The following is a 24,331-nucleotide window of genomic DNA, read 5'->3' as shown; positions in this document are numbered from 1 at the left end:
GGCGTCGTCCTCCACCGTGAGCCGTCCGGTCATCGTGTGGTCGGCGACGGCAGCCCGTCCTGCAACGGTACGGGCGGGGTGACCGCTTCCTGGCTCGACGCGCCGTCTGCGGCGGCGGCGTTCTGCCCGCCGACGAGCGGGAGCGTCGCGGCCTGCGCGTTCGGCACGAGGGCGGCGTTGAAGATCGGACTCGTGCTCGCCGACGCCGGCGTGGGCGTCCCCAGCACGGCACCGTCGGAGAGCCGGAGGTAGGTCGGGAGCGAGTTGCCCACCATGCCGAGTGCCTGCGCGTTCACGGCGAGGTACTGGGGCGAGGCCAGGCGGTCGAGGTCCTCGGCCAGCGCGGCCGAGGTGCGGCCGAGTTCGACCTGCTTCCCCTCGAGCTGCTGGATCTGGTACGCGCCCTGGCTCAACCCGACGCTGAGGAGCAGCTGGCCGACGACGATGGCGACGACCGCACCGACGACGATAACCGCGTACATCGGCCGCGGTTTGAGCTTCGAACGCGCACCGGTCGTGACCGCACGGATGTGCTGCCGTTCGGGGGCCGTGCGCGTCGGCTGCGGCCGAGCGCGTCCGAGCCGTTCTGGTGCGAGATCGAGTGCCGCGGTCGCTCCGCTCATGCTGGCCTCCTCAGCCGTTCGGCCGCGCGGAGTCGCACGGGTTTCGCTCTGGGGTTCTCGTCGATCTCGGCCTCGGTGGCGAGTTCCGCACCCTTGACGAGGAGCTTCAGCTCCGCGCTGTGCTCCGGGAGCTCGACGGGCAGGCCCGCCGGTGTGGTCGACTTCGCCCGCGCCTGGAGCTCGCGCTTGACGATCCGGTCCTCGAGCGATTGGTAGGACAGGAACACGATCCGACCTCCGACCCGCAGCAGGTCGAGCGCGCGGGGCACGGCAGCTTCGAGGACCGACAACTCCGCGTTCACCTCGATGCGCAGCGCCTGGAAGACCCGCTTGGCCGGGTGGCCGGTGCGGCGTGCGGCCGCCGGCGTTGCCCGATCGATGAGTTCGACCAGCTGCCCGGAACTCGTCAGGGGGCGCTGCTGACGTTCCTCGACGATGCGGCGGGCGTAGCGCTGCGCCAACTTCTCGTCGCCGTACTCCCAGAAGATCTTCCGGAGCGCGATCTCGTCGTAGGTGGCCAGGATCGTCTCCGCCGTGAGCTCGCTCGACGCGTCCATCCGCATGTCGAGGGGCGCGTCCTGGGAGTACGAGAAGCCGCGTTCGGTCCGATCGAGTTGCAGCGAGGAGACGCCGAGGTCGAACAGGATCCCGTCCACCTGTGGGAAGCCGAGCTCCTCGGCAGCCTCGTCGATGTCGTCGTAGACGGCTTTGACGAACCGGGCTCGTGACCCGAAGCGCGCGAGCCGCTCCTGAGCGATGTCGAGCGCGTCGAGGTCGCGGTCGAGCCCGATGAGGGTCAGCTGCGGGAAGCGCTCGAGCATCGCTTCGGCGTGGCCCGCCATGCCGAGCGTGGCGTCGATGAGGACCGCGCCCTCGTGGGACACGGCGGGGGCGAGCAACTCGATGCATCGCTCGAGGAGGACCGGGGTGTGGATGTCGTTGATGGCCATATGCGTACTCCGGACGGTCCCTGTCCCCTGATCCCCATCCGTTCCGACCTGGCACCGGGGAAGTGTGTCAGGGCGGGCTCCGACCTGGCACCGGGGAAGTGTGTCAGGGCGGGACGGCTGGGAGTCAGGGGGCAGGGCACTAGAAGAGTCCGGGGATCACCTCCTCGGCGGTCTCGGAGAAGACGCTCTCCTGTTCGGCGAGGTAGGACTCCCATGCCTCGGCGTCCCAGATCTCCGCGCGGCTGCCGGCGCCGATGACGACGAGGTCGCGGCTGAGCCCGGCGTACTGGCGGAGGTTGGACGGAATGGTCACGCGGTGCTGCTTGTCGGGGGTCTCGGCGCTCGCTCCGGAGAGGAACACGCGCAGGTAGTCGCGGGCCTGCTTGCTGGTGACCGGAGCCTGGCGGATCTTCTCGTGGAGCGCTTCGAACTCCCGCGTGCTGAAGACGTAGATGCAGTGCTCCTGGCCTCGAGTCATGACGACCCCACCGGAGAGCTCATCGCGGAACTTCGCCGGCAGGATGATGCGGCCTTTTTCGTCGAGTTTGGGGGCGTGACTACCGAGGAACATACGCCCCCGCCCCCAATCGTTCTGGCCAACATCTTGGTTGGACTCCACTTTACTCCACTTTGCCCCACCAGTGCAGCACATTCCTCCACATCGGACCATTTGTCCATGAAAAAACCCCGCAAAGTCAAGACTCTGCGGGGTGGAGGGAAATGGAGGGGTTTTGCCATACCCGGGACGATCAGGGAGGGCCTGAAACGACGAAACGGGGCCGATCCGAAGATCGGCCCCGTTTGGAGTCGTGGTGCGGCGGCGCCGCGAGGGAGGGAAGTGGAGTCAAGTGGCCGGCCGCGGAGCGACCGGGAGACCTGGCATCGTTACTGCTCGTCGCCCGACTGACGCTTGTCCCAGCGGTCGTTGAAGCGGTCCATCAGACGCGAGGACTTCTGGCCGGCCGGAGCAGCTTGACGAGGACGCGGCTGTTCGAGTGGAGCCCGGGTCGGCTTGGTCGCCACGAGCACGCCCGTGAGCATGATCGCGAACCCGAGCAGACCGACGATGGGCTGCTGGATCACGACTCCCAGCACGAGGCCGATCGCCCCGACCACCGCGATGAGGGAGCCGAGCGCGATACCGCGGTAACTCGGTTTGCCCGCGCCAGCGGTGACCTTGGAGACGAAATCGGCATCGCTGCGGTAGAGGTGGCGTTCCATCTCATCGAGGAGCCGTTGCTCCTGCTCTGAAAGTGGCATCTGATTCCCCTCAAGGTCACACGACGCGACGTTGTTGATCGAGTCTAGCCACCGAAGCATGACTAGGCTAGGTGCGTGATCGAAAGCAATGAACTCGCCACCCTGGTGGGCCGCGGGCTCTCCGACTTTCTCTCCTCGCGAAGCTCCATTGTCGCGCAGATCGGCCCTGAGCTCTCCCCGTTCCTCGACTTCTCCCGGGAATTTCTCAGCGGTGGGAAGCGGTTCCGGGCACAGTTCTGCTTCCGGGGCTGGCAGGCCGTCTCGACCGGGCGGCACGCCAGCGGTCAGGGCGGCCTCGAGACCGTCATCGCGACCTGTGGAGCACTCGAGCTGTTCCACGCCGCAGCGCTCGTCCACGACGACATCATCGACAACTCCGACACCCGCCGGGGTGCACCGTCGGCACACGTCTCCTTCGCGGAGTTGCACCGTCGCAGCCGATGGGACGGCAACCCGACCACCTTCGGCACCGGAGCCGCCACGCTCCTCGGCGACCTGCTCCTCGGCTGGAGCGACGAACTCCTCGACGACGGACTCGACCAGCTGGACGACCGCACCGCCGCTCGCGCAGCGCGGGCCGAGTTCAACCGCATGCGGACCGAGGTCACGGCCGGCCAGTACCTCGACATCCTCGAGGAGCGCGCATGGCGCGACGCCGCCGACGACGAACAGCGCCGCCGGGCCGAGCGCGTCCTGATCTTCAAATCGGCCAAGTACAGCATCGAGTCCCCGCTCGCACTCGGGGCGCTCCTCGGCGGCGGGAACGAACAGCAGCTCGCGTCGCTCCGCGGGTACGGCCTCCCCCTCGGCATCGCCTTCCAGCTGCGCGACGACCTCCTCGGCGTCTACGGCGATCCCGCCGTGACCGGCAAACCGAGTGGCGACGACCTCCGCGAGGGGAAGCGGACCATCCTCATCGCGCTCACGAGGGAGGCCCTCCAGCCGGGCGCGCGCGCCATCCTCGACGAGCTGCTCGGGGATCCCGAACTCGACGACGACCAGATCGGCCTGCTCCAGGCGACCATCCGCGACAGCGGAGCCGTCGACCAGGTGGAGAAGCTCATCCAAGACCATGTCGCGCGGGCACTCTCCGCATTGGGCGAGGCTCCGATCAACGACGACGCCCGTGCCCACCTGCGCGGCCTCGCGGTCGCGGTCGCACGCCGCGAGACCTGAGCCGTCCGGCTCGGACGGCGCGGGATCAGGCCAGCGCCTGAGCCACCCGGCGCACCTCGGACCGACGTCCCTCGCGGAGGGCTTGGATCGGCGAGGTCCCGATCGCGTCGTCGTCCTCGAGCATCCAGACCATCGCGGCCTCGTCGTCGAAGCCGTTGTCGGACAGCAGCGTGAGCGTGCCGCGCAGGTTGCGCACCGGCCCGCCGTCCGCGATGAACGACGACGGCACCTGCAGCACGCCGTCACGTCGGACGGCGAGGAGGTCGCGCTCCTCGAGGTACTGGCGGATGCGGCGGATCGGCAGCCCGAGTTCGGTCGCCAGATCGGGAAGGGTGAACCACACGAGTTCGGAATTCTGCTCAGTCACGCACAGCAGTCTGCCACGACCGCGCTCCGCTCGGCGCCGTCGGATCGCGTTCGGGTAACGATCCAAGCACCTCGCCGCCCTCCCGGGGTGTTGACAGCTCTTCGCGCCCGACGTTCCATACACTCGACTGGTGAGTAGCAACCAGCAGACCGATCCGATGATCGGCCGTCTCCTCGACGGGAGATATCAGGTGCGCTCACGCATCGCCCGAGGCGGTATGGCGACGGTGTACCTCGCCACCGACCTCCGGCTGGAACGGCGCGTCGCGATCAAGGTCATGCACGGCCACCTCTCGGACGACACGACGTTCAAGAACCGCTTCATCCAGGAGGCGCGCTCCGCCGCCCGGCTCGCGAATCCGCACGTCGTCAGCGTGTTCGACCAGGGCCAGGACTCCGACATGGCGTACCTCGTCATGGAGCACCTGCCGGGGATCACCCTCCGCGACCTCATCCGCGACAACGGCACCCTGACCCCTCGGCAGGCCGCCGACATCCTCGACGCCGTGCTGTCCGGTCTCGCCGCCGCGCACCGCGCCGGCATCGTCCACCGCGACGTCAAGCCGGAGAACGTCCTCCTCGCCGACGACGGCCGCATCAAGATCGGCGACTTCGGTCTCGCGAGAGCCGCAAGCGCGAACACGGCGACCGGCCAGGCACTGCTCGGGACGATCGCCTACCTCTCCCCCGAACTCGTCACCCGCGGGCAGGCCGACGCCCGGAGTGACATCTACGCGCTCGGGATCATGCTCTACGAGATGCTCACCGGCGAGCAGCCGTACAAGGGCGAGCAGCCGATGCAGATCGCCTACCAGCACGCCAACGAGTCGGTCCCCGCACCGAGCGCCAAGAACCCCGCCGTCCCCAAGGAACTCGACGACCTCGTCTTCTGGGCCACCGAGCGCGAACCGGACGATCGTCCGTCGAACGCCGGCGAGATGTTGGAGCGTCTGCGGTCCATCGAGTCCAACCTCGGGTTCACCTCGGTCGCCACCGGGGCGCAGCCCACGATCGTCATGCCGGCCTCTTACACGAGCGAGCATGCCGACGACGTCACCCAGGTCATCGGCCGCAACACCAAACCGCAGCAGGTCCCGGTGCGCGCCGACGCGACGGACGGCCCTGGCAAGCTCGCCACGAAGGCCCGCAAGCGCAGCCGCGTGGGCGTCGCCCTGTTCACGATCGTCCTCATGCTCGCCGCGCTCGCCGGTGGGACCGGATGGTACTTCGGCCAGGGTCCCGGCTCGCTCGTCGAGGTCCCGAACGTGGCCGAGGGGAGTTTCGACCAGGCATCCGCCAAACTCGTGGAGCTGGGCTTCGTGCCCGTCGAAGGCGCGACGTTCAGCCTCACCGTCCCGGCCGGCACGGTCGCCGGTAGCGATCCGCCGTCCGGCTCGAAGATCGACAAGGGCAGCTCCGTCACGGTCCTCGTCTCCCAGGGACCGCAGCCGGTGGACATCCCGGTCCTCGCCGGGCTCGCACAATCCGACGCCGAACAGCAGTTGGACGCGCTCGGTGTGGCCGTCGGCACCGTGAACCAGCAGTTCGACCCGAGTATCGCGAAGGACATCGTGCTCGCGGCGACCGATGCGACCTCGGGCGCCGACTACAGCCAGGGTGGGCCGTCCTTCCAAGGCTCCACGGTGACCTTGCTCGTCTCGGCCGGACAGGTGCCCTCGGTCTCGGGGATGACGCCGGACCAGGCACGCGACGCCCTCGAATCCGTCGGGCTCGGCGTGGGTGCCTCTGACGAGGCGTTCGACGACACGATCCCCGCGGGGCAGGTCATCGGTATCCAGGCCAAGACCGATGCCGACGGGAACGAGACGGCGTTCATCCCCGGTGACGACGTGACGCTGATCGTGTCCAAGGGCGTCGAGTTGGTCGCCGTCCCCGACACCACCGGCCAGACGATCAATCAGGCCATCAAGGCATTGCAGAACGCGGGCTTCACCGTCGGCGACATCGCCGTGCAAGAAGCCTTCCGCGACATCTTCAAGGTGAAGAAGACCGATCCCCCGGCGGGTAAATCCGTCAAGAAGGGCTCGACGATCAACATCACCGACTTCGGTCTGTAGGCTCGACGAGGGTCGGGGTCGCATCGCCGCTCCACACGACGAAGCGCCCATGCCAAACCCGGCATGGGCGCTTCGCGGTGTGTCGACCTACTTCGCGGCCGCGAGCTCCTCCGCCACGAGGAAGGCGAGCTCGAGCGACTGCATATGGTTGAGGCGCGGGTCGCACAGCGACTCGTACCGCGTGGCCAGGGTCGCCTCGTCGATCTGCTCCGAGCCACCCAGGCACTCGGTGACGTCGTCGCCGGTGAGCTCGACGTGGATGCCACCGGGGTGCGTCCCTGCGGCGCGGTGGGCCTCGAAGAAGCCCTTGACCTCGTCCACGACGTCGTCGAAACGACGCGTCTTGTACCCGGTGGGCGTCGTGAGTCCGTTGCCGTGCATCGGATCGGTGACCCAGAGCGGCGTCGCGTCGGCACCCTTGATCGCCTCGAGCAGCGGCGGCAGCGCATCCCTGATCTTGCCCGCACCCATCCGCGTGATGAACGTCAGGCGCCCGGGCTCACGCTCGGGGTCGAGCTTGTCGATGAGACGCAACATGTCGTCGGCCGAGGTGGTGGGGCCGAGCTTCACGCCGATCGGGTTGCGCACGCGCGACAGGAAGTCGACGTGCGCGCCGTCGAGCTCGCGCGTCCGCTCACCGATCCACACGAAGTGGGCCGAGGTGTTGTACGGCGTGCCGGTCCGCGAGTCGATCCGCGTCATCGGTCGCTCGTAGTCCATGAGCAGCGCCTCGTGGCTCGAGTAGAACTCGACACCGCGCAGCTGGTCGAAGTCGGCTCCGGCCGCCTCCATGAACTTGATCGCACGATCGATGTCGCGGGCCAGTCCCTCGTACCGGTGGTTCACCGGATTGGCGGCGAACCCCTTGTTCCAGCTGTGGACCTCGCGGAGGTCGGCGAACCCGCCCTGGGTGAACGCCCGGATGAGGTTCAGCGTCGATGCGGAGGTGTGGTACCCCTTGACGAGCCGAGCCGGGTCGGCCGTGCGCGACTCCGGGGTGAAGTCGTAGCCGTTGACGATGTCGCCGCGGTAGGCGGGCAGGGTGACGTCGCCTCGCGTCTCGGAGTCGTTGGAGCGCGGCTTGGCGAACTGACCGGCCATCCGGCCCATCTTGACGACCGGCATGGACGCACCGTAGGTGAGCACGACGGCCATCTGCAGGACCGTCTTCACGCGGTTGCGGATCTGCTCGGCCGTCGCACCGGCGAAGGTCTCGGCGCAGTCGCCGCCCTGGAGCAGGAAGGCGTTGCCGCTCGCCGCCCGGGCCAACCGGTCGCGCAGGATGTCGACCTCGCCGGCGAAGACCAGCGGTGGGAGGGTCGCGAGTTCGGCGGAGGCACGCGCCACCGCGGCCTGGTCCGGCCATGACGGCTGCTGCTTGATCGGCAGCTCACGCCAATAGTCCAGTCCGGCGATCACCGAGGGTTCGGCCATGACGACTGGTTCTGTAGCGTGGGACACGGATTTCCTGTTTCTCTTCGACCGGACGCGCTCCGGAGCCCGCCCGGAAGGGGGAACGGACCGCGATCGCGGCCCGGTTTTTCAGCTTAGCGTCACGCCGACGCGGCGCGCTCCTTGACGCTCGTGGCGTAGACGTCGCGATAGTCCTGGCCCGAGAGCTTGCGGAGCTCGACCATCAACTCGTCCGTGACGCTGCGGAGGATGAAGCGGTCACCTTCCATCCCCTCGAACCGCGAGAAGTCGAGCGGTTTGCCGATGACGATCCCGATCCGACGGATCCGGGGCAGCTTCGTGCCGATCGGCATGACCTTCTCGGTATCGATCATCGCGACGGGGACGATGGGGACCCCGGCCTCGAGCACCATCCGCGCGACGCCGGTGCGGCCGCGATACATCGTCCCATCGGGACTGCGGGTGCCCTCCGGATAGATCCCCAGCAGGTGCCCGCCGCCGAGGACGGCGAGTCCCGTGTTGAGCGAGGCCTCGGAGGCCTTGCCTCCAGACCGGTCGATCGGGAGCTGCCCCGTGCCGAGCATGAAGGTCTTCGTGGCCCAGCCGCCGAAGCCCTTGCCGCGGAAGTACTCGCTCTTGGCCAGGAAGGAGATGCGCCGATCGACGCACAGGGGGAGGATCACCGAGTCGATGAACGACAGGTGGTTGCTCGCGATGATCGCGCCGCCGTGCTCCGGGATGTTCTCGGCGCCGATGACCCATGGCCGGAAGATCGACTTCAGGATCGGGCCGGCGACCAGGTACTTCATGAACCAGTAGAACATCGTGCTCCTCCGTCTTGCCGCCGTCAGCCGAGGACGAGGGCGCTCCTGGCAAGATCGCCGGCGCCGATGACACCGGCGTCGTTCACGAGCTGGGCGATGCTGAAGGACGGCTCCGGGTGGAACCCGCGCGCCGGGAGGTGCGTCAGGAACGCCTCACGCACGGGGTCCAGGAGGAGGTCTCCGGCCTGGGCGACGCCGCCGCCGATCACGAAGATGTTGGGGTCGAGGATGGCCGACATGCTCGCGAGGGCCTGCCCCAGGAGATCGGCGAGCTCGTTGAGGCACCGCAGGGCGCCGGGATCGCCGGACTCGAGCAGGGCGGAGACGTGGTGTCCGTTCAGCAGCCCGCCGGCGGCGGTCCGCGCTCGGGCGAGGGCGGCACCGTCGCCACCGGCGTCCGCTGCCTCGTTCGCGAGCCGGAGCAGTGCGTTCCCCGAGCAGTACTGCTCGACGCAGCCGCGCGCGCCGCAGCCGCAGGGCAGACCGTCCGGGATGAGGCGCATGTGTCCCAGTTCCGCTCCGCTTCCGAAGCCTCCGGTGAGCAGTCGGTCGTCGAGGACGATCGCTCCGCCGACACCCGTGCCGATCGTCACCATGACCATGCTGCGTTCCTCGCGCCCTGCGCCGAACCGGAACTCAGCCCAGCCCGCGGCGTTCGCGTCGTTCTCGATCGTCACGACCTTGTCGGGCATCCGCGCGGCCAGCCGGGCCTGCAGGGGCTCGTTCCGCCAGGCGATGTTCGGCGAGTAGTAGACGGTCGAGCGCGTGGCGTCGAAGAACCCGGGGGCTGCGACGCCGACGCTCGAGATGCTGCCGTCGTCCAAGGACCGGACCATGGCGACGACGTCGTCGATGATGGCGTCGGGATCGGAGGCCTGCGTCGGCGTGCGACCGGCCGCGAGGATCCGGCCGTCGTCGTCGACGACCCCGCCCGCGATCTTCGTCCCGCCGATGTCGATGCCGATCGCGTTTGCCATAACGGTGCCGTCTCCCTGTCCTGATGTCGCCGATACCGGCAGCGGCGTGTGACCGACCGTCAGTCGAGTCGGTCGCCCGCGCGCCGCAATCGAGTCTACTGAGCGTCTGCGCGCCACAGAAACCGCGCAAACACCCGTGCTCTAGGATGGAGCCACATCTTGCCGACCTGGTACCGAAGGAGTTGCCGTGGAACAGTTCGACGTCCCTGCAGTCGTCGCAGCAGACCCATCCGCCAATGCGACCGATCTGCTCGTGAAGCGCCTGGCTGCTGCGCCCGACGCCGCGCTGTTCGCCGTTCCCCGCGGGTCGGAGTGGGTGGACGTGACCACCGCCGAATTCCACGCGCAGGTCGTCGCCCTGGCGAAGGGGCTCGTCGCCGCGGGGATCGAACCCGGCGACAAGATCGGGCTCATGTGCAAGACCCGGTACGAGTGGACCCTCATCGACTTCGCCGTCTGGTTCGCCGGAGCACTCCTCGTCCCGATCTACGAGACCAGTTCGCCGAGCCAGGTGCAGTGGATCCTCAGCGACTCGGGAGCGACGAGCGTGCTGGTCGAGACGCCCGACCAGTTCGCCCGCTTCGACGAGGTGCACGGCGACCTCCCCGACGTGACACGGGTCTGGCAGATCGACCTCGGCGACCTCGACAAGATCGCGGCCGCCGGCGTCGACGTCCCCGACGAGGAGATCGAACGCCGCCGCAACCTCGCGGTGGGTTCCGACATGGCGACCCTCATCTACACCTCCGGCTCGACCGGTCGGCCGAAGGGGTGCGTCCTCACCCACTCGAACTTCGTCGAGCTGTCGCGGAACTCGGCCGTCGCACTCAAGGAGGTCGTGTCCGCTCCCGGCGCCTCCACCCTCCTCTTCATCACCACGGCCCACATCTTCGCGCGCTTCATCGCCGTGCTGTGCGTGCACTCCGGTGTCAAGACGGGCCACCAGCCCGACACGAAGCAGCTGCTCCCCTCGCTCGGCACCTTCAAGCCGACGTTCCTCCTCGCGGTCCCCCGGGTCTTCGAGAAGGTCTACAACTCCTCCGAGCAGAAGGCGGAGGCCGGAGGCAAGGGCAAGATCTTCCGTGCAGCCGCCGAGACCGGGATCGCTTACTCGAAGGCCCTCGAGAGCGGTTCCGTGCCGTTCGGCCTGAAGGTGAAGTTCCGGGTCCTCGACCGCCTCGTGCTGTCCAAGATCCGTTCGGCCATGGGCGGCCGGGTGCGGTACGCGGTCTCCGGGAGCGCCCCGCTCGGTCCGCGACTCGGTCACTTCTTCCACGCGCTCGGCATCGTGATCCTCGAGGGCTACGGCCTCACCGAGACCACCGCGCCTGCAACGGTCAACCTCGCCCAGAAGTCGAAGATCGGGACGGTCGGACCGGCGCTCCCCGGCGTCTCCCTCCGCATCGCCGACGACGGCGAGGTCGAAGTGCGCGGGATCAACGTCTTCAAGGAGTACTGGCAGAACCCCGAGGCGACGGCGGAGGCCTTCGACGACGGCTGGTTCCGCACCGGCGACATCGGCTCCTTCGACGCCGACGGCTTCCTCACGATCACCGGGCGGAAGAAGGAGATCATCGTCACCGCCGGCGGGAAGAACGTCGCCCCGGCGGCGCTCGAGGACCCGATCCGCGCGACCCCGGTCGTCGGTCAGGTCGTCGTCGTCGGCGATCAGAAGCCGTTCATCAGCGCCCTCATCACGCTCGACACCGAGATGCTGCCGTCATGGCTCGCCAACAACGGTCAGGACGCGTCGATGAGCGCCGCCGAGGCCGCTCGGAACCCCGCAGTGCTCGCCGCCGTCCAACGGGCCATCGACGAGGCCAACACGAAGGTGTCCCGGGCGGAGTCGATCCGCAAGTTCGTCATCCTCGACGACGAGCTCACGGAGGCGAGCGGTCACCTCACGCCGAAGCTCAGCATCAAGCGGAACGTGATCCTCAAGGACTTCGCGGAGACGATCGAGGGGATGTACCTCGGAGCGGGTTCGCCCGAGACCCAGGGGATGTCCCTGAAGTAGCGACTCGACGAGCTCGGCGGTCGGTCGACGACCGCCGGGCCCGTCGGCCGGTGTCTAGAACCAGTCGCTCTCGCGGACCTGCTTCATGGCCTCGCGCCGATGCTCCTTCGACAGTCGGTCGAGGTAGAGCATGCCGTCGAGGTGGTCGGTCTCGTGCTGGAGCGCCTGGGCGAGGAGTCCTTCACCCTCGACGACGAGCTCCTGCCCGTCGAGGTCGATGCCGACGGCACGAGCGTAGGGATGGCGCGGGGTCGGGAACCAGAGCCCGGGCACCGACAGGCAGCCCTCGCCGATCTCCTCGAGTTCACCGCGAACCTCGACGAGCTTCGGGTTGATGAGGTACCCGATGACGCCGTCGACGTTGTAGCTGAACACGCGGAGTCCGACGCCGATCTGCGTCGCGGCGACGCCGGCACGACCGGGGAGCTCCACGCTGTCCACCAGATCGCGCACGAGGCTGCGGATGTCGTCGTCGATCGTGACGACCTCGGCCGTCGGAGCCTTCAGGACCGGGTCGCCGAAGTGTCTGATGGGTCGTGTCGTCACGGGTTGGATCCTTCCGGGAGGGACAGCTGTGGTGGACGCGGAGACCGGCCGCGTCGCCTCGAGGAGGGACGCGACCGGTCTCGGGACGCTCAGGCGCTCGGCTTCACGACGACGAGCAGGTCGCCCGCCTCGACCTGCTGGGTCGCCGGGATGGCGAGGCGCTCGACGACGCCGGCGACGGCGGTGGTGATCGCCGCCTCCATCTTCATGGCCTCGATCGAGGCGACCGGCTGGCCCGCCTCGACGCGGTCGCCGACGGCGACCTTGACGGTCACGACACCGGAGAACGGCGCGGCCACCTGGCCGGCGACGGAGGTGTCGGCCTTCTCCGCCGCGCGGGAGTCGACCTCGATGCTGCGGTCGCGGACGAACACCGGACGCAACTGCCCATTGAGGGTCGCCATGACGGTGCGCATGCCCTTCTCGTCGGCCGCGCCGATCGCTTCGAGCCCGACGAAGAGCCGGACGCCCTTGTCGATCTCGACGACGTGCTCCATGCCCGGCTCGAGGCCGTACAGGTAGTCGGCGGTGTCGACGACGGAGAGGTCGCCGTACAGGTCGCGCTGCTGCTCGAACTGCTTGGTCGGCGCCGGGAACAACAGCCGGTTGAGCGTCGAGCGGCGCTCGGCCGACTCGCCGTCGAGCGAGGCCTGGTCCTCAGCGGAGATCGGCGTGATCCCGATGTCGACCGAGCGACCGGCGAGGACCTTCGAGCGGAACGGCTCTGGCCATCCGCCCGGGAGCTCCCCGAGCTCGCCCGCCATGAACCCAACGACGGAGTCCGGGACGTCGTACTTGTCGGGGTTGGCCTCGAAGTCGGCCGGGTCCGCCTTGACGGCGGCGAGGTGGAGGGCGAGGTCCCCGACGACCTTGCTCGACGGGGTCACCTTGGGCACACGGCCGAGGATCTTGTTGGAGGCCGCGTACATGTCCTCGATGAGTTCGAAGTGGTCCGCGAGCCCCAGGGCGATCGCCTGCTGGCGGAGGTTCGACAGCTGGCCGCCGGGGATCTCGTGCGTGTACACGCGACCGGTCGGGCCGGCGAGTCCTGACTCGAACGGCCGGTACATCGCGCGGACGGCCTCCCAGTAGGGCTCGAGGTCGGCGATCCCCTGCAGGGAGATGCCGGTGTCACGCTCGGTGTGGGCCAGTGCGGCCACCAGCGAGGACGCGGACGGCTGGCTCGTCGTGCCGGCCATCGGCGCGCTCGCGACGTCGACGGCGTCGGCGCCTGCGTTGCTCGCCGCGAGGAGGGTCGCCAGCTGTCCGCCGGGGGTGTCGTGCGTGTGCACGTGGACCGGCAGGTCGAACCGCTCGCGGAACGCCGCGACGAGCTTTGCCGCCGCGGACGGACGGAGGAGCCCCGCCATGTCCTTGATGGCGAGCACGTGGGCACCGGACTCGACGATCTTCTCGGCGAGACGGAGGTAGTAGTCGAGGGTGTAGAGGTCCTCGGCCGGGTTCAGCAGGTCGCCGGTGTAGCAGACGGCGACCTCCGCGACGGTCGTCCCCGTCTCCAGGACCGCATCGATGGCCGGGCGCATCTGCGACACGTCGTTCAGGGCGTCGAAGATCCGGAAGATGTCGATCCCGGTGTCGGCGGCCTCCCGCACGAAGGCGTTCGTCACCTCCGTGGGATAGGGCGTGTAGCCGACGGTGTTCCGGCCACGCAGCAGCATCTGGATCGCGATGTTCGGCATCGCCTGACGCAGCGAGGCCAGCCGCTCCCAGGGCTCCTCGCCGAGGAAGCGGAGGGCCACGTCGTACGTCGCGCCACCCCAGGCCTCGACGGACAGCAGCTCCGGGGTGAGCCGGGAGACGAACGGCGCGACCGCGAGCAGGTCCTTCGTCCGGACCCGCGTGGCCAGGAGCGACTGGTGGGCGTCGCGGAAGGTGGTCTCGGTCACGGCGAGGGCGGTCTGGGCGCGGAGGGCGTCAGCGAAGCCCTTCGGGCCGAGCTCGAGCAGTCGCTGACGCGAGCCGGCCGGGGCGTCGGTCGTGATGTCGATCGCCGGCAGTTTGTCGACCGGGTCAGCTCCGGACGGACGCGACCCGTTGGGCTGGTTGACCGTGACGTCGGCGAGCCAGTTGACGATCTTCGTCCCGCGGTCCTTCGAGACATGGCCGCGGAGGAGCTGCGGACGCTCGTCGATGAAGGAGGTGCTGAGGTCGCCGGCCACGAACGAGGCGTCTTCGAGGACCGCCTGCAGGAAGGGGATGTTCGTGGACACGCCGCGGATGCGGAACTCGGCGAGGGCGCGCTTGGCACGCGTGACGGCCGCCTCGAAGGTGCGCCCACGGCAGGTGAGCTTCGCGAGCATCGAGTCGAAGTGGGGGCTGATCTGTGCGCCGGATGCGACCGTACCGCCGTCGAGTCGGATGCCGCCGCCGCCCGGAGAGCGGTAGGTCGTGATCTTCCCGGTGTCGGGACGGAAGCCCGCCGTGGGGTCCTCGGTGGTGATGCGGCACTGGAGCGCGAAGCCGCGGAGGTGCAGGGACTCCTGCGTGAGGCCGAGGTCGCCGAGCGACTCGCCGGCGGCGATGCGCATCTGCGACTGGACGAGGTCGACGTCGGTGACCTCCTCGGTCACGGTGTGCTCGACCTGGATGCGCGGGTTCATCTCGATGAACACGTGCTGGCCGGCCCGCTCCCCCGCGGTGTCGAGGAGGAACTCGACCGTCCCGGCGTTGACGTAGCCGATCGACTTGGCGAACGCGATGGCGTCGCGGTACATGGCCTGACGGGTGTCCTCGTCGAGGTTCGGGGCCGGTGCGATCTCGACGACCTTCTGGTGTCGGCGCTGCACCGAGCAGTCGCGCTCGAAGAGGTGGATGGTCTCGCCGTCGGCGCTCGCCAGGATCTGGACCTCGATGTGGCGGGGGCGCACGACGGCCTGCTCGAGGAACATGGTCGGGTCGCCGAAGGCGCTGTCCGCCTCGCGCATGGCCGCTTCGAGGGCGCCGCGGAGGTCCTCCGCGTTGTCGACCCGGCGCATGCCGCGTCCACCACCACCGGCGACCGCCTTCGCGAAGATCGGGAACCCGATCTCGGCGGCACCGGCGAGCAGCTCCTCGATGTCGCGGCTGGCCGGCGTCGACTTCAGGACCGGGACCCCGGCCGCGATGGCGTGCTCCTTGGCGGTCACCTTGTTGCCGGCCATCTCCAGGACGGAGGACGGCGGGCCGATGAAGGTGATGCCGGCGGCTCGGGCCGCCTCGGCCAGTTCCGGATTCTCGGAGAGGAAGCCGTACCCGGGGTAGATCGCGTCGGCGCCGGACTCCTTCGCGACGCGGATGATCTCCGAGACGTCGAGGTAGGCGCGCACCGGATGACCCTCCGTGCCGATCTGGTAGGCCTCATCGGCCTTCAGCCGATGCATCGAGTTGCGGTCCTCATAGGGGAACACCGCAACCGTCTTCGCCCCCAGCTCGTACGCGGCACGGAACGCCCGGATGGCGATCTCTCCGCGATTGGCGACAAGAATCTTCCTGAACATGGAACCCTTTCCACAACAGCCAACTCAGCAAACGTTGAGATTCCCTAGCCTAGTCACGGTAACGTTGAGCCTTGTGCATGTACTCAGCGTTAGCTCCCTGAAGGGGGGCGTCGGCAAGACCACCGTCACCCTTGGCCTGGCTTCCGCCGCGTTCTCGAAGGACATCCGCACGCTGGTCGTGGATCTCGACCCCCAAAGCGACGTCTCGACCGGCATGGCCGTCGATGTCGCAGGGCACCTCACGGTGACGGATGTGCTGACCTCGCCGAAGAAGAAGATCGTCGAGCAGGCGATCGTGGCGAGCGGCTGGACGAAGATCCACCCGGGCAAGATGGACGTCATGATCGGCAGCCCGTCTGCGATCAACTTCGACGGCCCGCACCCGAGCATCCGCGACATCTGGCGCCTGGAAGAGGCGCTCGCGCACGTCGAGGAGGAGTACGACCTCGTCCTCATCGACAGCGCCCCCTCGCTCAACGCACTCACCCGCACCGCCTGGGCGGCGAGCGACCGCGTCGCCGTCGTCACGGAGCCGGGCCTGTTCTCGGTGTCCGCCGCCGACCGCGCCCTTCGCGCCGTCGAAGAGATCCGTCGCGGGCTGAGCCCCCGGCTGCAGCCGCTCGGCATCATCGTCAACCGCGTGCGTCCGCAGTCGATGGAGCACCAGTTCCGCATCAAGGAACTGCGCGACATGTTCGGACCCCTCATCCTCAACCCGCAGCTGTTGGAGCGCACGTCCCTCCAGCAGGCGCAGGGTGCCGCCAAGCCCGTCCACGTGTGGCCAGGTGACACGGCGCAGGAGATGGCGAAGAACTTCGACTCCCTCCTCGACCGCGTGCTGCGCACGGGTCGCGTCGGCGAGTACGCCGACGGCACTCCCCCGGAGCCGGCGGCCGTCACCGCCCCGTCGGCCGTCGAGGCACCTTCCTCCGACAGCTGAGGTGTGGCTAGACCGCTCGGTCGGCTCACGGATCAGGCGGTCGCTCGGGTCGCCCTTCGACAGGCTCAGGGACCGGCAGGCGCGCTCAAGGACCGGCAGGAGCTCCAATGGCCGTCAGGAGCACCACGTACCGGGGATGTGGACTCAGGGAATGTCTGACGCGCGTCGGTGAGCCCTTCGACAGGCTCAGGGACCGGCGCCTTCGGCTCAGGTTAGGCGCTGCGAGCGGAGCGACGTGCTGCGAGCTCGTCCATGGGGTCGGCCGACTGTGCGTCGAACTCGATGAGCGTGGACTCCACCTCGCGCAGCACCTTGCCGACGGCGATGCCGAAGACGCCCTGTCCGCGGCTGACGAGGTCGATGACCTCGTCGTTGGAGGTGCAGAGGTACACACTCGCGCCGTCGCTCATGAGCGTGGTCTGGGCGAGGTCGACGATGCCCGCTTCGCGGAGCTGGTCGACCGCCGTGCGGATCTGCTGCAGGGAGATACCCGTGTCGAGCAGGCGCTTGACGAGCTTGAGGACGAGGATGTCGCGGAAGCCGTAGAGACGCTGCGTTCCGGATCCGGATGCACCGCGCACGGTCGGCTCGACCAGACCGGTCCGGGCCCAGTAGTCGAGCTGGCGGTAGCTGATGCCGGCTGCACGGGCGGCGACCGCTCCGCGGTAGCCCTGGCCCTCTTCGAGTTCTGGAAGCCCGTCGGTGAACAGCAGCCCGAGGTCACCGTACCGTGACGCCCCGTCGCGACTGAGTTCACTCATGTCTGCTTCTCCTCGATGTTCGCTGCACGGTCGGTACGGTCTCGACGGGGGCGTCGAGCCGGCTTGACCACTCCCACCACGCTACCGATCCGCCCCGGTCAACGCTGCGACATCCGTTCGAAACGGACGGCGTGTCGTCACGAGTGATCGAACTGTGACCTGGCCGTGATGGATGAGGGCAGTCTACGCCCTGGGCGGTCGATCAGGAGGATTGGTGTCGCTCGAGTGCCGAGCGGACGAGGTTCGACCGCACGCCCTCGAGCTGTGTGGCGATCTCCAGCGCCCGGTCGGCGGTACGCGCTCGGCCGGCGGCGTCGTTCCGCTTGGCGACGGCGCTCAACGCGCTCTCGATGAGCCCGACCTCGCGCTCGATCGAGGCGCGGAACCCACGGAGGTGCCGCGGTTCGATGCCGGAGCGCTGCAACTCCACGAGGATCCGCAGGAGGGACGCGACGTCCTCACCGTAGTTCTCGGCGGGCAGGATCAGCGACGCGCTCACGGCGTCGTTGAAGAGCATCGGGGTGGCGCCAGCTTCGCGGATCAATTCGTTCCGCGAGAACCTGCGGACCCCGGGATGGATCGATGGCGCGCCGGTTGCCTGCCCACTGCCCGGGAACAGGGGTGACCGTCCCGCGTCGACCTCGACGAGGTAGGTGCGGATGACCTTCAGCGGGAAGTAGTGGTCGCGCTGCATCGACAGGATCAGCCGCAGGCGCTCGAGGTCCTCGCTTGAGAATTTCCGGTAGCCGGACTTCGTTCGCGCCGGTGACACGAGGCCCTGTTCTTCCAGGAACCGGAGCTTCGAATTGCTCAGCTCGGGGAACTCCGGGGTGAGGCGTGCGAGGACCTGCCCGATGCTCAGCAGCGGAGCGCCATCGCTTCGCGCGTTCGCGCTGGCTGCCGCCACTAGCTTCCCAGCTGGGAGGCGAGGTCGATCCGCGACGCGTAGAAGGTGAGGCGGAACTTGCCGATCTGCACCTCGGCGGCGTCGCGCAGGATCGCCTTGTCGATGCGGACGCCGTCGAAGTACGTGCCGTTCAGGGAGTTGAGATCGCGGATCTCGAACGCGGTCCCGTGACGGTGGAACTCGGTGTGCCGACGCGACACGGTGACGTCGTCGAGGAAGATGTCGGCCTCGGGGTGGCGTCCGACGGTCGTGACGTCGGCGTCGAGGAGGAACCGCGCACCGGCGTTCGGACCACGACGGACGATCAGCAGGGCGGAACCGGACGGCAGTGCCGCGATCGCCTCGTGCTCCTCGGCGGTGACGTCGGAGTCGATCGCCGCGAGGGCCGCTCCGAGGTCTTCACCGAAGGTGAGTGTCGTGTCGACTTCCCGATCGCCCGAGCCGCTCGTCGGGGCACCGTCATCGACGGCTCCCGGCGTGTACGCCCCGGTCGCGGGATACTTCTCATCGTGCTCAGCCACCGTCGACCTCCTCTCCGTCAAGCGTATCCGATGTGGCGTCTCTGTCGCGCCGCCCGGTCGAGGGTGATGCGCCGGATCCGACCCGTTCCCGCCGCTTCGCACGGGCATCCCGCGAGATCCGCACGGTCTGCAGCAGGTAGAGGACACCGGCCCACCAGTAGAGCGTCGCCCCGGCGATCACCGACACCCAACCGAGCGGCGTCGCGATCATCGCGACAGCGGGGAACGCCTGGCCCAGCATGAGCACCGGGAGCCCGGTGAAGAGGAGCGCCGTGCCCCACTTCCCCACGCGGATGACGGGAAGCACGCCGGTGCCGGACCGGTGGAGGACGACGGCGAGCCCGACGAGCAGCAGGTCGCGGGCGAAGACGACGATGAGCAACCACCACGGGATGAGTCCGCGGGCCGCGAGACCGATCAACGCCGCGAGGATGTAGAGGCGATCGGCGGCCGGGTCGAGTTGACGACCGAGCTTCGTCATCTGGTCGAACCGTCGCGCGATCCACCCGTCGAGGAGGTCGGTGACACCGGAGAACGCGAGCGTCGCGAGCGCCCACAGGTCCTGCCCCTGCACGAGGAGGATCAGGAAGACCGGGACGAGGAGGATCCGGAAGACGCTGAGCGCATTGGGGAGGGTGACGACGCGGTCTTCACCGGTCCGTCGAATCCCTGGCTGCGCCCCGTCAGTCACGGGTCGAGTCTACCGATCGGCTGCCCTACCATCGGAGGATGGACAGCCCGACGAGCGTACGCGTCGACGCATGGATCTGGGCGGTCCGGCTGACGAAGACCCGCTCGGCCGGCGCGACCGCCTGTCGAGCCGGCCACGTGCGGGTCAACGGCGATCGGGCGAAGCCGGCACAGGCCGTGAGGATCGGAGACGAGGTCCGGCTCCGCGTGGCGGGCTTCGATCGGATCGTGGAGGTCCGACGCCTCATCGCGAAGCGGGTCGGCGCGGACGTGGCGGCGGAATGCCTCATCGACCGCTCTCCCCCGCTGCCGACGCCGGCGGAACGGCAGGTCGTGGCCGTCCGAGACCGGGGCGCCGGCCGACCGACGAAGCGTGAACGTCGCGACATCGAGCGGTTGCGGGGGCGCTGACGCGCAGCTGACAACCCTCCCTGCCTCATCGGCGACGCATCGTCCCCGTCCAGGGAACACTCAAGCGCCGCCAAGGTGACTCGGGCATGCTGGGCCGATGTTCCGCCGCCATCCCGTGCTCAGCACCCTCACCGTGGTGTACCTCGCGCTCGTGGCGGCCGTCACCCTCGGCCCGCGGCCCTTCGACGGCCGGACCGAGTCCCTCGTGTACCGACTCGTCGACATCCTCGCCCGGTGGGAGTCGACGGCATGGGTCACCTACGAGCGCCTGGAGTTCGGGGCCAACATCGCCATGTTCGTGCCGATCGGTGTCTTCTTCCTGCTCCTGCTCGGACGGCGACGTTGGTGGCTCGCCATCCTCGTCGCAGCGACGCTGACGGTCGCCATCGAGGCCGCGCAGCTCGCGATTCCCGGACGCGTGAGCGATCCTCGGGACCTCCTCGCGAACACCTCCGGTGCCGTCGCCGGGGTCGTCCTCGGCCTGATGCTGACCGCCGGGCGCGCCAGGCGACTCCAGGCCTCGTCACGGCGCCGGGCAGCGCTGCAGCACTGAACTGCCCAGCACGGTCCTGATTCACAGGAGGCTGAGAGGCGTTCCAAGGCCGCTTCAGTAGAGTTCGAGCGGGCCGTCGGCCCGTCGGAGACAGAGCTGGAGCGCACCCCCATGACCGGACCAACGTCGTCGGACAACCTCGAGGAGCTCAAGCGCCTCAAGGACGAGTTCACGCGGTTCATGATGCTGTACAAGTTCGGCATCGACGAGATCACGACGAAGCTCAACATCCTCAAGGAGGAGTTCACGCAGATCCACGACTACAACCCGATCGAGCACATCAGCTCGCGGTTGAAGTCGCCGGAGAGCATCATCGGCAAGATCGAGCGCAAGCAGTACGGCCAGGACATCGACGACATCCGCGAACACATCACGGACATCGCGGGCATCCGCGTCACCTGCAGCTTCATCTCCGACACGTACAAGGTGTTCGAGCTCCTGACGAGCCAGCAGGACATCACCGTGGTGAAGGTCAAGGACTACATCGCGAACCCGAAGCCGAACGGGTACCAGAGCCTCCACGTGATCGTCGAGGTTCCGGTGTTCATGTCGGACGGTGTCGTGCAGGTTCCCGTCGAGATCCAGTTCCGCACGATCGCCATGGACTTCTGGGCGAGCCTCGAACACAAGATCTACTACAAGTACGACAAGGCCGTGCCGGACAGTCTGCTCGCCGAACTCAAGCACGCCGCCGAGGCGGCCTCCAGACTCGACGCGAAGATGGAGCACCTCCACGGTGAGGTCCTCGCGCTCGACCAGACGACGACCTCTCGGACCACCGCCGACGGCCACCCGAAGCCTCCGTCGCTCGCCGACCGGGTCATGACCGAGCTGATCGACGGGCTCGACCCGCGTTAGAGCGCCTTGCGCATCTGCACGGCCATCGTCTCGTAGCCGAGCGACTCGTAGAGGCCGCGCGCGATCCGGTTGAACCCGAAGACGTTCAACCCCAGTGTCTTCGCGCCCTGCTCCTTGGCCGCCGCCTCGGCGAGCTGCATGGCCTGTCGGCCGATCCCACGCCCGCGGAACGACTCGTCGATCTCCACGTCCCAGACCCACCACTCGTCCGGGTGGCTCGTGCTCCGCGGTCCGATCCAGAGCACGCCGACCGCGGCTTCGTCGAGGACCACCTCGAAGACGAGGTGTCCGACCTGGAGCCGGCCGGCCGGGAACGTCTCGGCGAGGGACTGCGCCGCCTTCGCCGTCGCCTCTGCCTCGGTCTCCCCCGCCTCGATGCGTTCGAGGCGGTACTGCGCGTTCGCGGCGAGCATCCACCCCCGCAGTCGGTCGGCGGGCATGCGGACGAGCGTGGCGTTCATGAGGACATCCTCCCAGAACGGCGGGACCCCGTCGCTCGCCGTCCCACGCAGAGTCGTCGCCGCGCTCGGGAATAGTTCCCGCCCGAATCGAGCTGGACTCCGAAGGACACACGATTGGGACCCGCCCGTCGTCACCCGGAGAATCGAGACATGCCGATCCACACCTCCCCGCAGCCGGACGCGATCGCCGAGCACGACGCCTGGCGCGACGAGCGTCGAGCCGCCGTGACCGCGCCGCTCGGCAACCTCGCCCTCGTCGAGACGCGCTGGCTCATGGAGGAGACGCCGTCCACCGTCGACGAGGCCGCGGCCGCCATCGCCGCCGAGCAGCCGAGCGGCGTCACCGTGACGACGCTCCGCCGCACCCACCTCGACACGGGCCAGGACGAGGTCGGCATCCGCCGGTGGGACGCGAACGCGCCCGCCATCCGCGCCTTCGAGGGCATCGAGGTCTTCCCGTACGACGCCGCCTGGGTCCAGACGGCGCGCTTCACGCCCGTCGACGGCTCGCGGACCGTCCCGTTCGAGCACATCCGCGACAACGGCGGATCACGTGAGCTCGTCGTGCCCGGCGACATCGTGTTCACGCGGGACGGCGTCGAGTACACGATGAGCGCCTTCGACGACGGCGGCACGCTCCTCCTCGTGTTCGGCGACGCGACGAACGGCCGCGATGACGAGTCGGGCACCTACGGCGCCGGCCGGTTCCTGTTCGTGCAGCGGACCGACGACGGCGGCTTCGGCACGGCGGGCGACGTCGTCCTCGACTTCAACCGCGCGTTCGTGCCGCCCTGCGGCTTCTCCGTGCAGTACAACTGTCCGATGCCGCCGCCGCAGAACCGGTTCGCCGGAGCGGTCCTCGCCGGGGAACGGATCGTCCGGTTCCGCGAGGGCTTCGACCTCTACGCCGTCTGACCCCGGCACCCCACAGCCTGCACCAGCAGCATCACCCCCACACCACAGGAGTATCCGTGAAGAGAACCATCGGGCTCGTCGCCCTGTCCGTCGCCGCCGCCGTCGCCCTCGCCGGCTGCGCCGGTGGTGGTGGCAGCTCGGCGACGGGCGACGACGCGACCATCGCCGTCGGCTCGCTCTACGAGCCGCAGAACCTCAGCAACACCGGCGGCGGCGGCCAGGGCGTCACGGAGGCCTTCACCGGCAACGTGTACGAGGGCCTGTACCGCCTCACGGACGACGGCGAGGTCGAGCCGGTGCTCGCCGCCGACAGCGCGGTGAGCGACGACGGCCTGACGTACACCTTCACCCTCGAGGACGGCGTCACCTTCCACTCCGGCGACCCGCTCACCTCGGCGGACGTGAAGTCGAGCATCGAAGCCGTGACGGCCGAGGACTCGCAGTCGGCACGGAAGAGCAGCTTCGCGGTGATCTCCGACATCGCGACCCCCGACGACAAGACGGTCGTCATCACCCTCTCCGAGCGTTCCATCTCCTTCATCTACAACCTGAGCTACGTCTGGATCGTCAACGACGCGGCGAAGGACCTCAAGACCACCGAGGACGGCACGGGCCCGTACACGCTCGGCGACTGGAAGCGCGGCAGCACCCTGAGCCTCGAGCGCTGGGACGGCTACTGGGGTGAGCCCGCCAAGAACGCGGAGGTGGTCTTCACCTACTTCACCGACGCGACCGCGCTCAGCAATGCGCTCGTCACGAAGCAGATCGACATCATCACGAGCGTGCAGAGCCCCGACCAGCTGAGCCAGTTCACCGACAATGCGGACTACGTCGTCTCCGACGGCGACTCCACGACGAAGGAGCTGCTCGCCTTCAACGACCGGGTCGCCCCGTTCGACCAGGCGCTCGTCCGCAAGGCCGTGTACTCCGCGATCGACACCAAGAAGCTGCTCTCCTCCATCTGGGGCGACTACGGCACGCTCATCGGATCGATGGTCCCGCCGACCGACCCCTGGTACGAGGACCTCACGCAGGTGAACCCGTACGACCCCGAGCTCGCCAAGCAGCAGCTCGCCGAAGCGGGCTTCGCCGACGGCTTCACCTTCACCCTCGACACCCCGAGCTACGACCCGCACCCGGCCGTCGCCGAGTTCCTCCAGAGTGAACTCGCGAAGGTCGGCATCACGGTCGAGATCAACACGATCAGCGCCGACGAGTGGTACTCGAAGGTGTTCAAGGAACGTGACTTCCAGGCGACCCTCCAGGAGCACGTGAACGACCGCGACGTCGTCTGGTACGGCAACCCGGACTTCTACTGGGGCTACGACAACCCCGAGGTGACCCAGTGGGTGTCGGAGGCCGAGCAGGCGACGACCACCGAGGAGCAGACGGCGAAGCTGAAGCTGGTCAATGAGCAGATCGCCGAGGACGCGGCGAGCGTGTGGCTCTACCTCTACCCGCAGATCGTCGTCGCCGCGAGCGACGTCTCGGGGTACGGCGTCAACGGCCTGAACTCGCAGTTCTTCGTGGCGGACATCGTCCGCAAGTAGTCGTCGCCCGGGCCGACCGGCACCGCCCGGTCGGCCC

General features: G+C 68.5%; 24 protein-coding genes. 9 read left to right on the top strand and 15 right to left on the bottom strand.

Annotated features, from left to right (window positions below; translation table 11 throughout):
* Window positions 1–29: 29 nt before the first annotated feature.
* The 4 genes from ftsL to QRN19_RS11960 all read right to left on the bottom strand — a co-directional run bounded on the left by ftsL (window position 30) and on the right by QRN19_RS11960 (window position 2,833).
* Window positions 30–623, bottom strand: coding sequence for a cell division protein FtsL (ftsL, locus tag QRN19_RS11975; RefSeq protein WP_285027185.1), 594 nt, complete (start codon window positions 621–623; stop codon window positions 30–32).
* Window positions 620–1,573, bottom strand: a complete 954-nt coding sequence (rsmH, locus tag QRN19_RS11970) for a 16S rRNA (cytosine(1402)-N(4))-methyltransferase RsmH (RefSeq protein WP_285027184.1) — start codon at window positions 1,571–1,573, stop codon at window positions 620–622. Before rsmH ends, ftsL begins: the two co-directional genes overlap by 4 nt.
* A gap of 139 nt (window positions 1,574–1,712) precedes the next feature.
* Window positions 1,713–2,144, bottom strand: coding sequence for a division/cell wall cluster transcriptional repressor MraZ (gene mraZ / locus QRN19_RS11965; RefSeq protein WP_064297003.1), 432 nt, complete (start codon window positions 2,142–2,144; stop codon window positions 1,713–1,715).
* A gap of 314 nt (window positions 2,145–2,458) precedes the next feature.
* The gene (locus tag QRN19_RS11960; RefSeq protein WP_285027183.1) at window positions 2,459–2,833 is read right to left on the bottom strand and encodes an SCO2097 family morphological protein; all 375 of its coding nucleotides are present in this window, start codon (window positions 2,831–2,833) and stop codon (window positions 2,459–2,461) included.
* Window positions 2,834–2,908: 75 nt separating this feature from the next.
* On the opposite strand from QRN19_RS11960, the gene QRN19_RS11955 reads away from it, so the two are divergent.
* The gene (locus QRN19_RS11955) at window positions 2,909–4,009 is read left to right on the top strand and encodes a polyprenyl synthetase family protein (RefSeq protein WP_285027182.1); all 1,101 of its coding nucleotides are present in this window, start codon (window positions 2,909–2,911) and stop codon (window positions 4,007–4,009) included.
* 25 nt (window positions 4,010–4,034) lie between these two features.
* Here the strand turns inward: QRN19_RS11955 and QRN19_RS11950 are convergent, their stop codons facing one another.
* Window positions 4,035–4,376, bottom strand: a complete 342-nt coding sequence (locus tag QRN19_RS11950) for an Rv2175c family DNA-binding protein (protein WP_285027180.1) — start codon at window positions 4,374–4,376, stop codon at window positions 4,035–4,037.
* A gap of 130 nt (window positions 4,377–4,506) precedes the next feature.
* Here QRN19_RS11950 and pknB point away from each other — a divergent pair, with 130 nt between their 5' ends.
* On the top strand, window positions 4,507–6,453 hold the full coding sequence (pknB, locus tag QRN19_RS11945) for a Stk1 family PASTA domain-containing Ser/Thr kinase (protein WP_285027179.1): 1,947 nt from the start codon (window positions 4,507–4,509) through the stop codon (window positions 6,451–6,453).
* Window positions 6,454–6,540: 87 nt separating this feature from the next.
* On the opposite strand, the gene QRN19_RS11940 is transcribed toward pknB, so the two are convergent.
* The 3 genes from QRN19_RS11940 to QRN19_RS11930 all read right to left on the bottom strand — a co-directional run bounded on the left by QRN19_RS11940 (window position 6,541) and on the right by QRN19_RS11930 (window position 9,667).
* On the bottom strand, window positions 6,541–7,887 hold the full coding sequence (locus QRN19_RS11940; RefSeq protein ID WP_056005400.1) for a class II 3-deoxy-7-phosphoheptulonate synthase: 1,347 nt from the start codon (window positions 7,885–7,887) through the stop codon (window positions 6,541–6,543).
* Between the two features lie 119 nt (window positions 7,888–8,006).
* Window positions 8,007–8,690, bottom strand: a complete 684-nt coding sequence (locus QRN19_RS11935; RefSeq protein ID WP_064297009.1) for a lysophospholipid acyltransferase family protein — start codon at window positions 8,688–8,690, stop codon at window positions 8,007–8,009.
* A gap of 23 nt (window positions 8,691–8,713) precedes the next feature.
* On the bottom strand, window positions 8,714–9,667 hold the full coding sequence (locus QRN19_RS11930) for an ROK family glucokinase (RefSeq protein WP_285027178.1): 954 nt from the start codon (window positions 9,665–9,667) through the stop codon (window positions 8,714–8,716).
* Window positions 9,668–9,854: 187 nt separating this feature from the next.
* Here QRN19_RS11930 and QRN19_RS11925 point away from each other — a divergent pair, with 187 nt between their 5' ends.
* Window positions 9,855–11,684 carry an AMP-dependent synthetase/ligase gene (locus QRN19_RS11925; protein WP_285027177.1) on the top strand — a complete coding sequence of 610 codons (1,830 nt, stop codon included), beginning with the start codon at window positions 9,855–9,857 and terminating at the stop codon, window positions 11,682–11,684.
* Window positions 11,685–11,738: 54 nt separating this feature from the next.
* Here QRN19_RS11925 and QRN19_RS11920 read toward each other — a convergent pair whose 3' ends face one another.
* Both QRN19_RS11920 and QRN19_RS11915 read right to left on the bottom strand, forming a co-directional pair.
* Window positions 11,739–12,230 carry a peptide deformylase gene (locus tag QRN19_RS11920; RefSeq protein WP_064297012.1) on the bottom strand — a complete coding sequence of 164 codons (492 nt, stop codon included), beginning with the start codon at window positions 12,228–12,230 and terminating at the stop codon, window positions 11,739–11,741.
* 89 nt (window positions 12,231–12,319) lie between these two features.
* On the bottom strand, window positions 12,320–15,727 hold the full coding sequence (locus QRN19_RS11915) for a pyruvate carboxylase (RefSeq protein ID WP_285027175.1): 3,408 nt from the start codon (window positions 15,725–15,727) through the stop codon (window positions 12,320–12,322).
* 73 nt (window positions 15,728–15,800) lie between these two features.
* Here QRN19_RS11915 and QRN19_RS11910 point away from each other — a divergent pair, with 73 nt between their 5' ends.
* Window positions 15,801–16,667 (top strand): ParA family protein, encoded by an 867-nt coding sequence (locus tag QRN19_RS11910; protein WP_285027174.1) that lies wholly within the window; start codon window positions 15,801–15,803, stop codon window positions 16,665–16,667.
* A gap of 212 nt (window positions 16,668–16,879) precedes the next feature.
* On the opposite strand, the gene QRN19_RS11905 is transcribed toward QRN19_RS11910, so the two are convergent.
* The 4 genes from QRN19_RS11905 to QRN19_RS11890 all read right to left on the bottom strand — a co-directional run bounded on the left by QRN19_RS11905 (window position 16,880) and on the right by QRN19_RS11890 (window position 19,547).
* Window positions 16,880–17,428 (bottom strand): MerR family transcriptional regulator, encoded by a 549-nt coding sequence (locus tag QRN19_RS11905; RefSeq protein WP_064297014.1) that lies wholly within the window; start codon window positions 17,426–17,428, stop codon window positions 16,880–16,882.
* Window positions 17,429–17,630: 202 nt separating this feature from the next.
* Entirely contained in the window at window positions 17,631–18,335 is a 705-nt protein-coding gene (ftsR, locus tag QRN19_RS11900; protein ID WP_285027173.1) for a transcriptional regulator FtsR, read from the bottom strand.
* Entirely contained in the window at window positions 18,335–18,856 is a 522-nt protein-coding gene (locus QRN19_RS11895) for an FHA domain-containing protein (RefSeq protein ID WP_086473205.1), read from the bottom strand. The genes ftsR and QRN19_RS11895 overlap by 1 nt, the downstream gene beginning before the upstream one ends.
* Window positions 18,849–19,547 carry a CDP-alcohol phosphatidyltransferase family protein gene (locus QRN19_RS11890; protein WP_285027172.1) on the bottom strand — a complete coding sequence of 233 codons (699 nt, stop codon included), beginning with the start codon at window positions 19,545–19,547 and terminating at the stop codon, window positions 18,849–18,851. The genes QRN19_RS11895 and QRN19_RS11890 overlap by 8 nt, the downstream gene beginning before the upstream one ends.
* A 38-nt stretch (window positions 19,548–19,585) precedes the next feature.
* Here QRN19_RS11890 and QRN19_RS11885 point away from each other — a divergent pair, with 38 nt between their 5' ends.
* From QRN19_RS11885 to QRN19_RS11875, 3 genes are all read left to right on the top strand, one after another.
* The gene (locus QRN19_RS11885) at window positions 19,586–19,957 is read left to right on the top strand and encodes an RNA-binding S4 domain-containing protein (RefSeq protein ID WP_285027170.1); all 372 of its coding nucleotides are present in this window, start codon (window positions 19,586–19,588) and stop codon (window positions 19,955–19,957) included.
* 97 nt (window positions 19,958–20,054) lie between these two features.
* Window positions 20,055–20,510, top strand: a complete 456-nt coding sequence (locus QRN19_RS11880) for a VanZ family protein (RefSeq protein ID WP_285027169.1) — start codon at window positions 20,055–20,057, stop codon at window positions 20,508–20,510.
* 111 nt (window positions 20,511–20,621) lie between these two features.
* Window positions 20,622–21,368, top strand: coding sequence for a GTP pyrophosphokinase (locus QRN19_RS11875; protein WP_285027168.1), 747 nt, complete (start codon window positions 20,622–20,624; stop codon window positions 21,366–21,368).
* Here the strand turns inward: QRN19_RS11875 and QRN19_RS11870 are convergent.
* Window positions 21,365–21,829, bottom strand: a complete 465-nt coding sequence (locus QRN19_RS11870; protein WP_285027167.1) for a GNAT family N-acetyltransferase — start codon at window positions 21,827–21,829, stop codon at window positions 21,365–21,367. The two genes, QRN19_RS11875 and QRN19_RS11870, sit on opposite strands and share 4 nt — an antisense overlap.
* Window positions 21,830–21,979: 150 nt before the next feature.
* Here QRN19_RS11870 and QRN19_RS11865 point away from each other — a divergent pair, with 150 nt between their 5' ends.
* Window positions 21,980–22,744 carry a DUF1684 domain-containing protein gene (locus QRN19_RS11865; RefSeq protein WP_285027165.1) on the top strand — a complete coding sequence of 255 codons (765 nt, stop codon included), beginning with the start codon at window positions 21,980–21,982 and terminating at the stop codon, window positions 22,742–22,744.
* Between the two features lie 56 nt (window positions 22,745–22,800).
* Window positions 22,801–24,294 (top strand): ABC transporter substrate-binding protein, encoded by a 1,494-nt coding sequence (locus QRN19_RS11860; RefSeq protein WP_285027164.1) that lies wholly within the window; start codon window positions 22,801–22,803, stop codon window positions 24,292–24,294.
* Window positions 24,295–24,331 lie beyond the last annotated feature (37 nt).

Source organism: Plantibacter sp. ME-Dv--P-122b, from assembly GCF_030209375.1.
Classification (GTDB): Bacteria; Actinomycetota; Actinomycetes; order Actinomycetales; family Microbacteriaceae; genus Plantibacter.
Note: the sequence above shows the minus strand (reverse complement) of the source record. Positions and strands in the feature narration are given on the sequence as shown.

What these genes read in the sequence shown, in the direction of transcription:
- ftsL (WP_285027185.1), bottom strand. Translation starts at nt 623, where the DNA reads ATGAGCGGAGCGACCGCGGCACTCGATCTCGCACCAGAACGGCTCGGA.
- rsmH (WP_285027184.1), bottom strand. Translation starts at nt 1,573, where the DNA reads ATGGCCATCAACGACATCCACACCCCGGTCCTCCTCGAGCGATGCATC.
- mraZ (WP_064297003.1), bottom strand. Translation starts at nt 2,144, where the DNA reads ATGTTCCTCGGTAGTCACGCCCCCAAACTCGACGAAAAAGGCCGCATC.
- QRN19_RS11960 (WP_285027183.1), bottom strand. Translation starts at nt 2,833, where the DNA reads ATGCCACTTTCAGAGCAGGAGCAACGGCTCCTCGATGAGATGGAACGC.
- QRN19_RS11940 (WP_056005400.1), bottom strand. Translation starts at nt 7,887, where the DNA reads ATGGCCGAACCCTCGGTGATCGCCGGACTGGACTATTGGCGTGAGCTG.
- QRN19_RS11935 (WP_064297009.1), bottom strand. Translation starts at nt 8,690, where the DNA reads ATGTTCTACTGGTTCATGAAGTACCTGGTCGCCGGCCCGATCCTGAAG.
- QRN19_RS11930 (WP_285027178.1), bottom strand. Translation starts at nt 9,667, where the DNA reads ATGGCAAACGCGATCGGCATCGACATCGGCGGGACGAAGATCGCGGGC.
- QRN19_RS11915 (WP_285027175.1), bottom strand. Translation starts at nt 15,727, where the DNA reads ATGTTCAGGAAGATTCTTGTCGCCAATCGCGGAGAGATCGCCATCCGG.
- QRN19_RS11905 (WP_064297014.1), bottom strand. Translation starts at nt 17,428, where the DNA reads ATGAGTGAACTCAGTCGCGACGGGGCGTCACGGTACGGTGACCTCGGG.
- QRN19_RS11885 (WP_285027170.1), top strand. Translation starts at nt 19,586, where the DNA reads ATGGACAGCCCGACGAGCGTACGCGTCGACGCATGGATCTGGGCGGTC.
- QRN19_RS11880 (WP_285027169.1), top strand. Translation starts at nt 20,055, where the DNA reads ATGTTCCGCCGCCATCCCGTGCTCAGCACCCTCACCGTGGTGTACCTC.
- QRN19_RS11875 (WP_285027168.1), top strand. Translation starts at nt 20,622, where the DNA reads ATGACCGGACCAACGTCGTCGGACAACCTCGAGGAGCTCAAGCGCCTC.
- QRN19_RS11870 (WP_285027167.1), bottom strand. Translation starts at nt 21,829, where the DNA reads ATGAACGCCACGCTCGTCCGCATGCCCGCCGACCGACTGCGGGGGTGG.
- QRN19_RS11865 (WP_285027165.1), top strand. Translation starts at nt 21,980, where the DNA reads ATGCCGATCCACACCTCCCCGCAGCCGGACGCGATCGCCGAGCACGAC.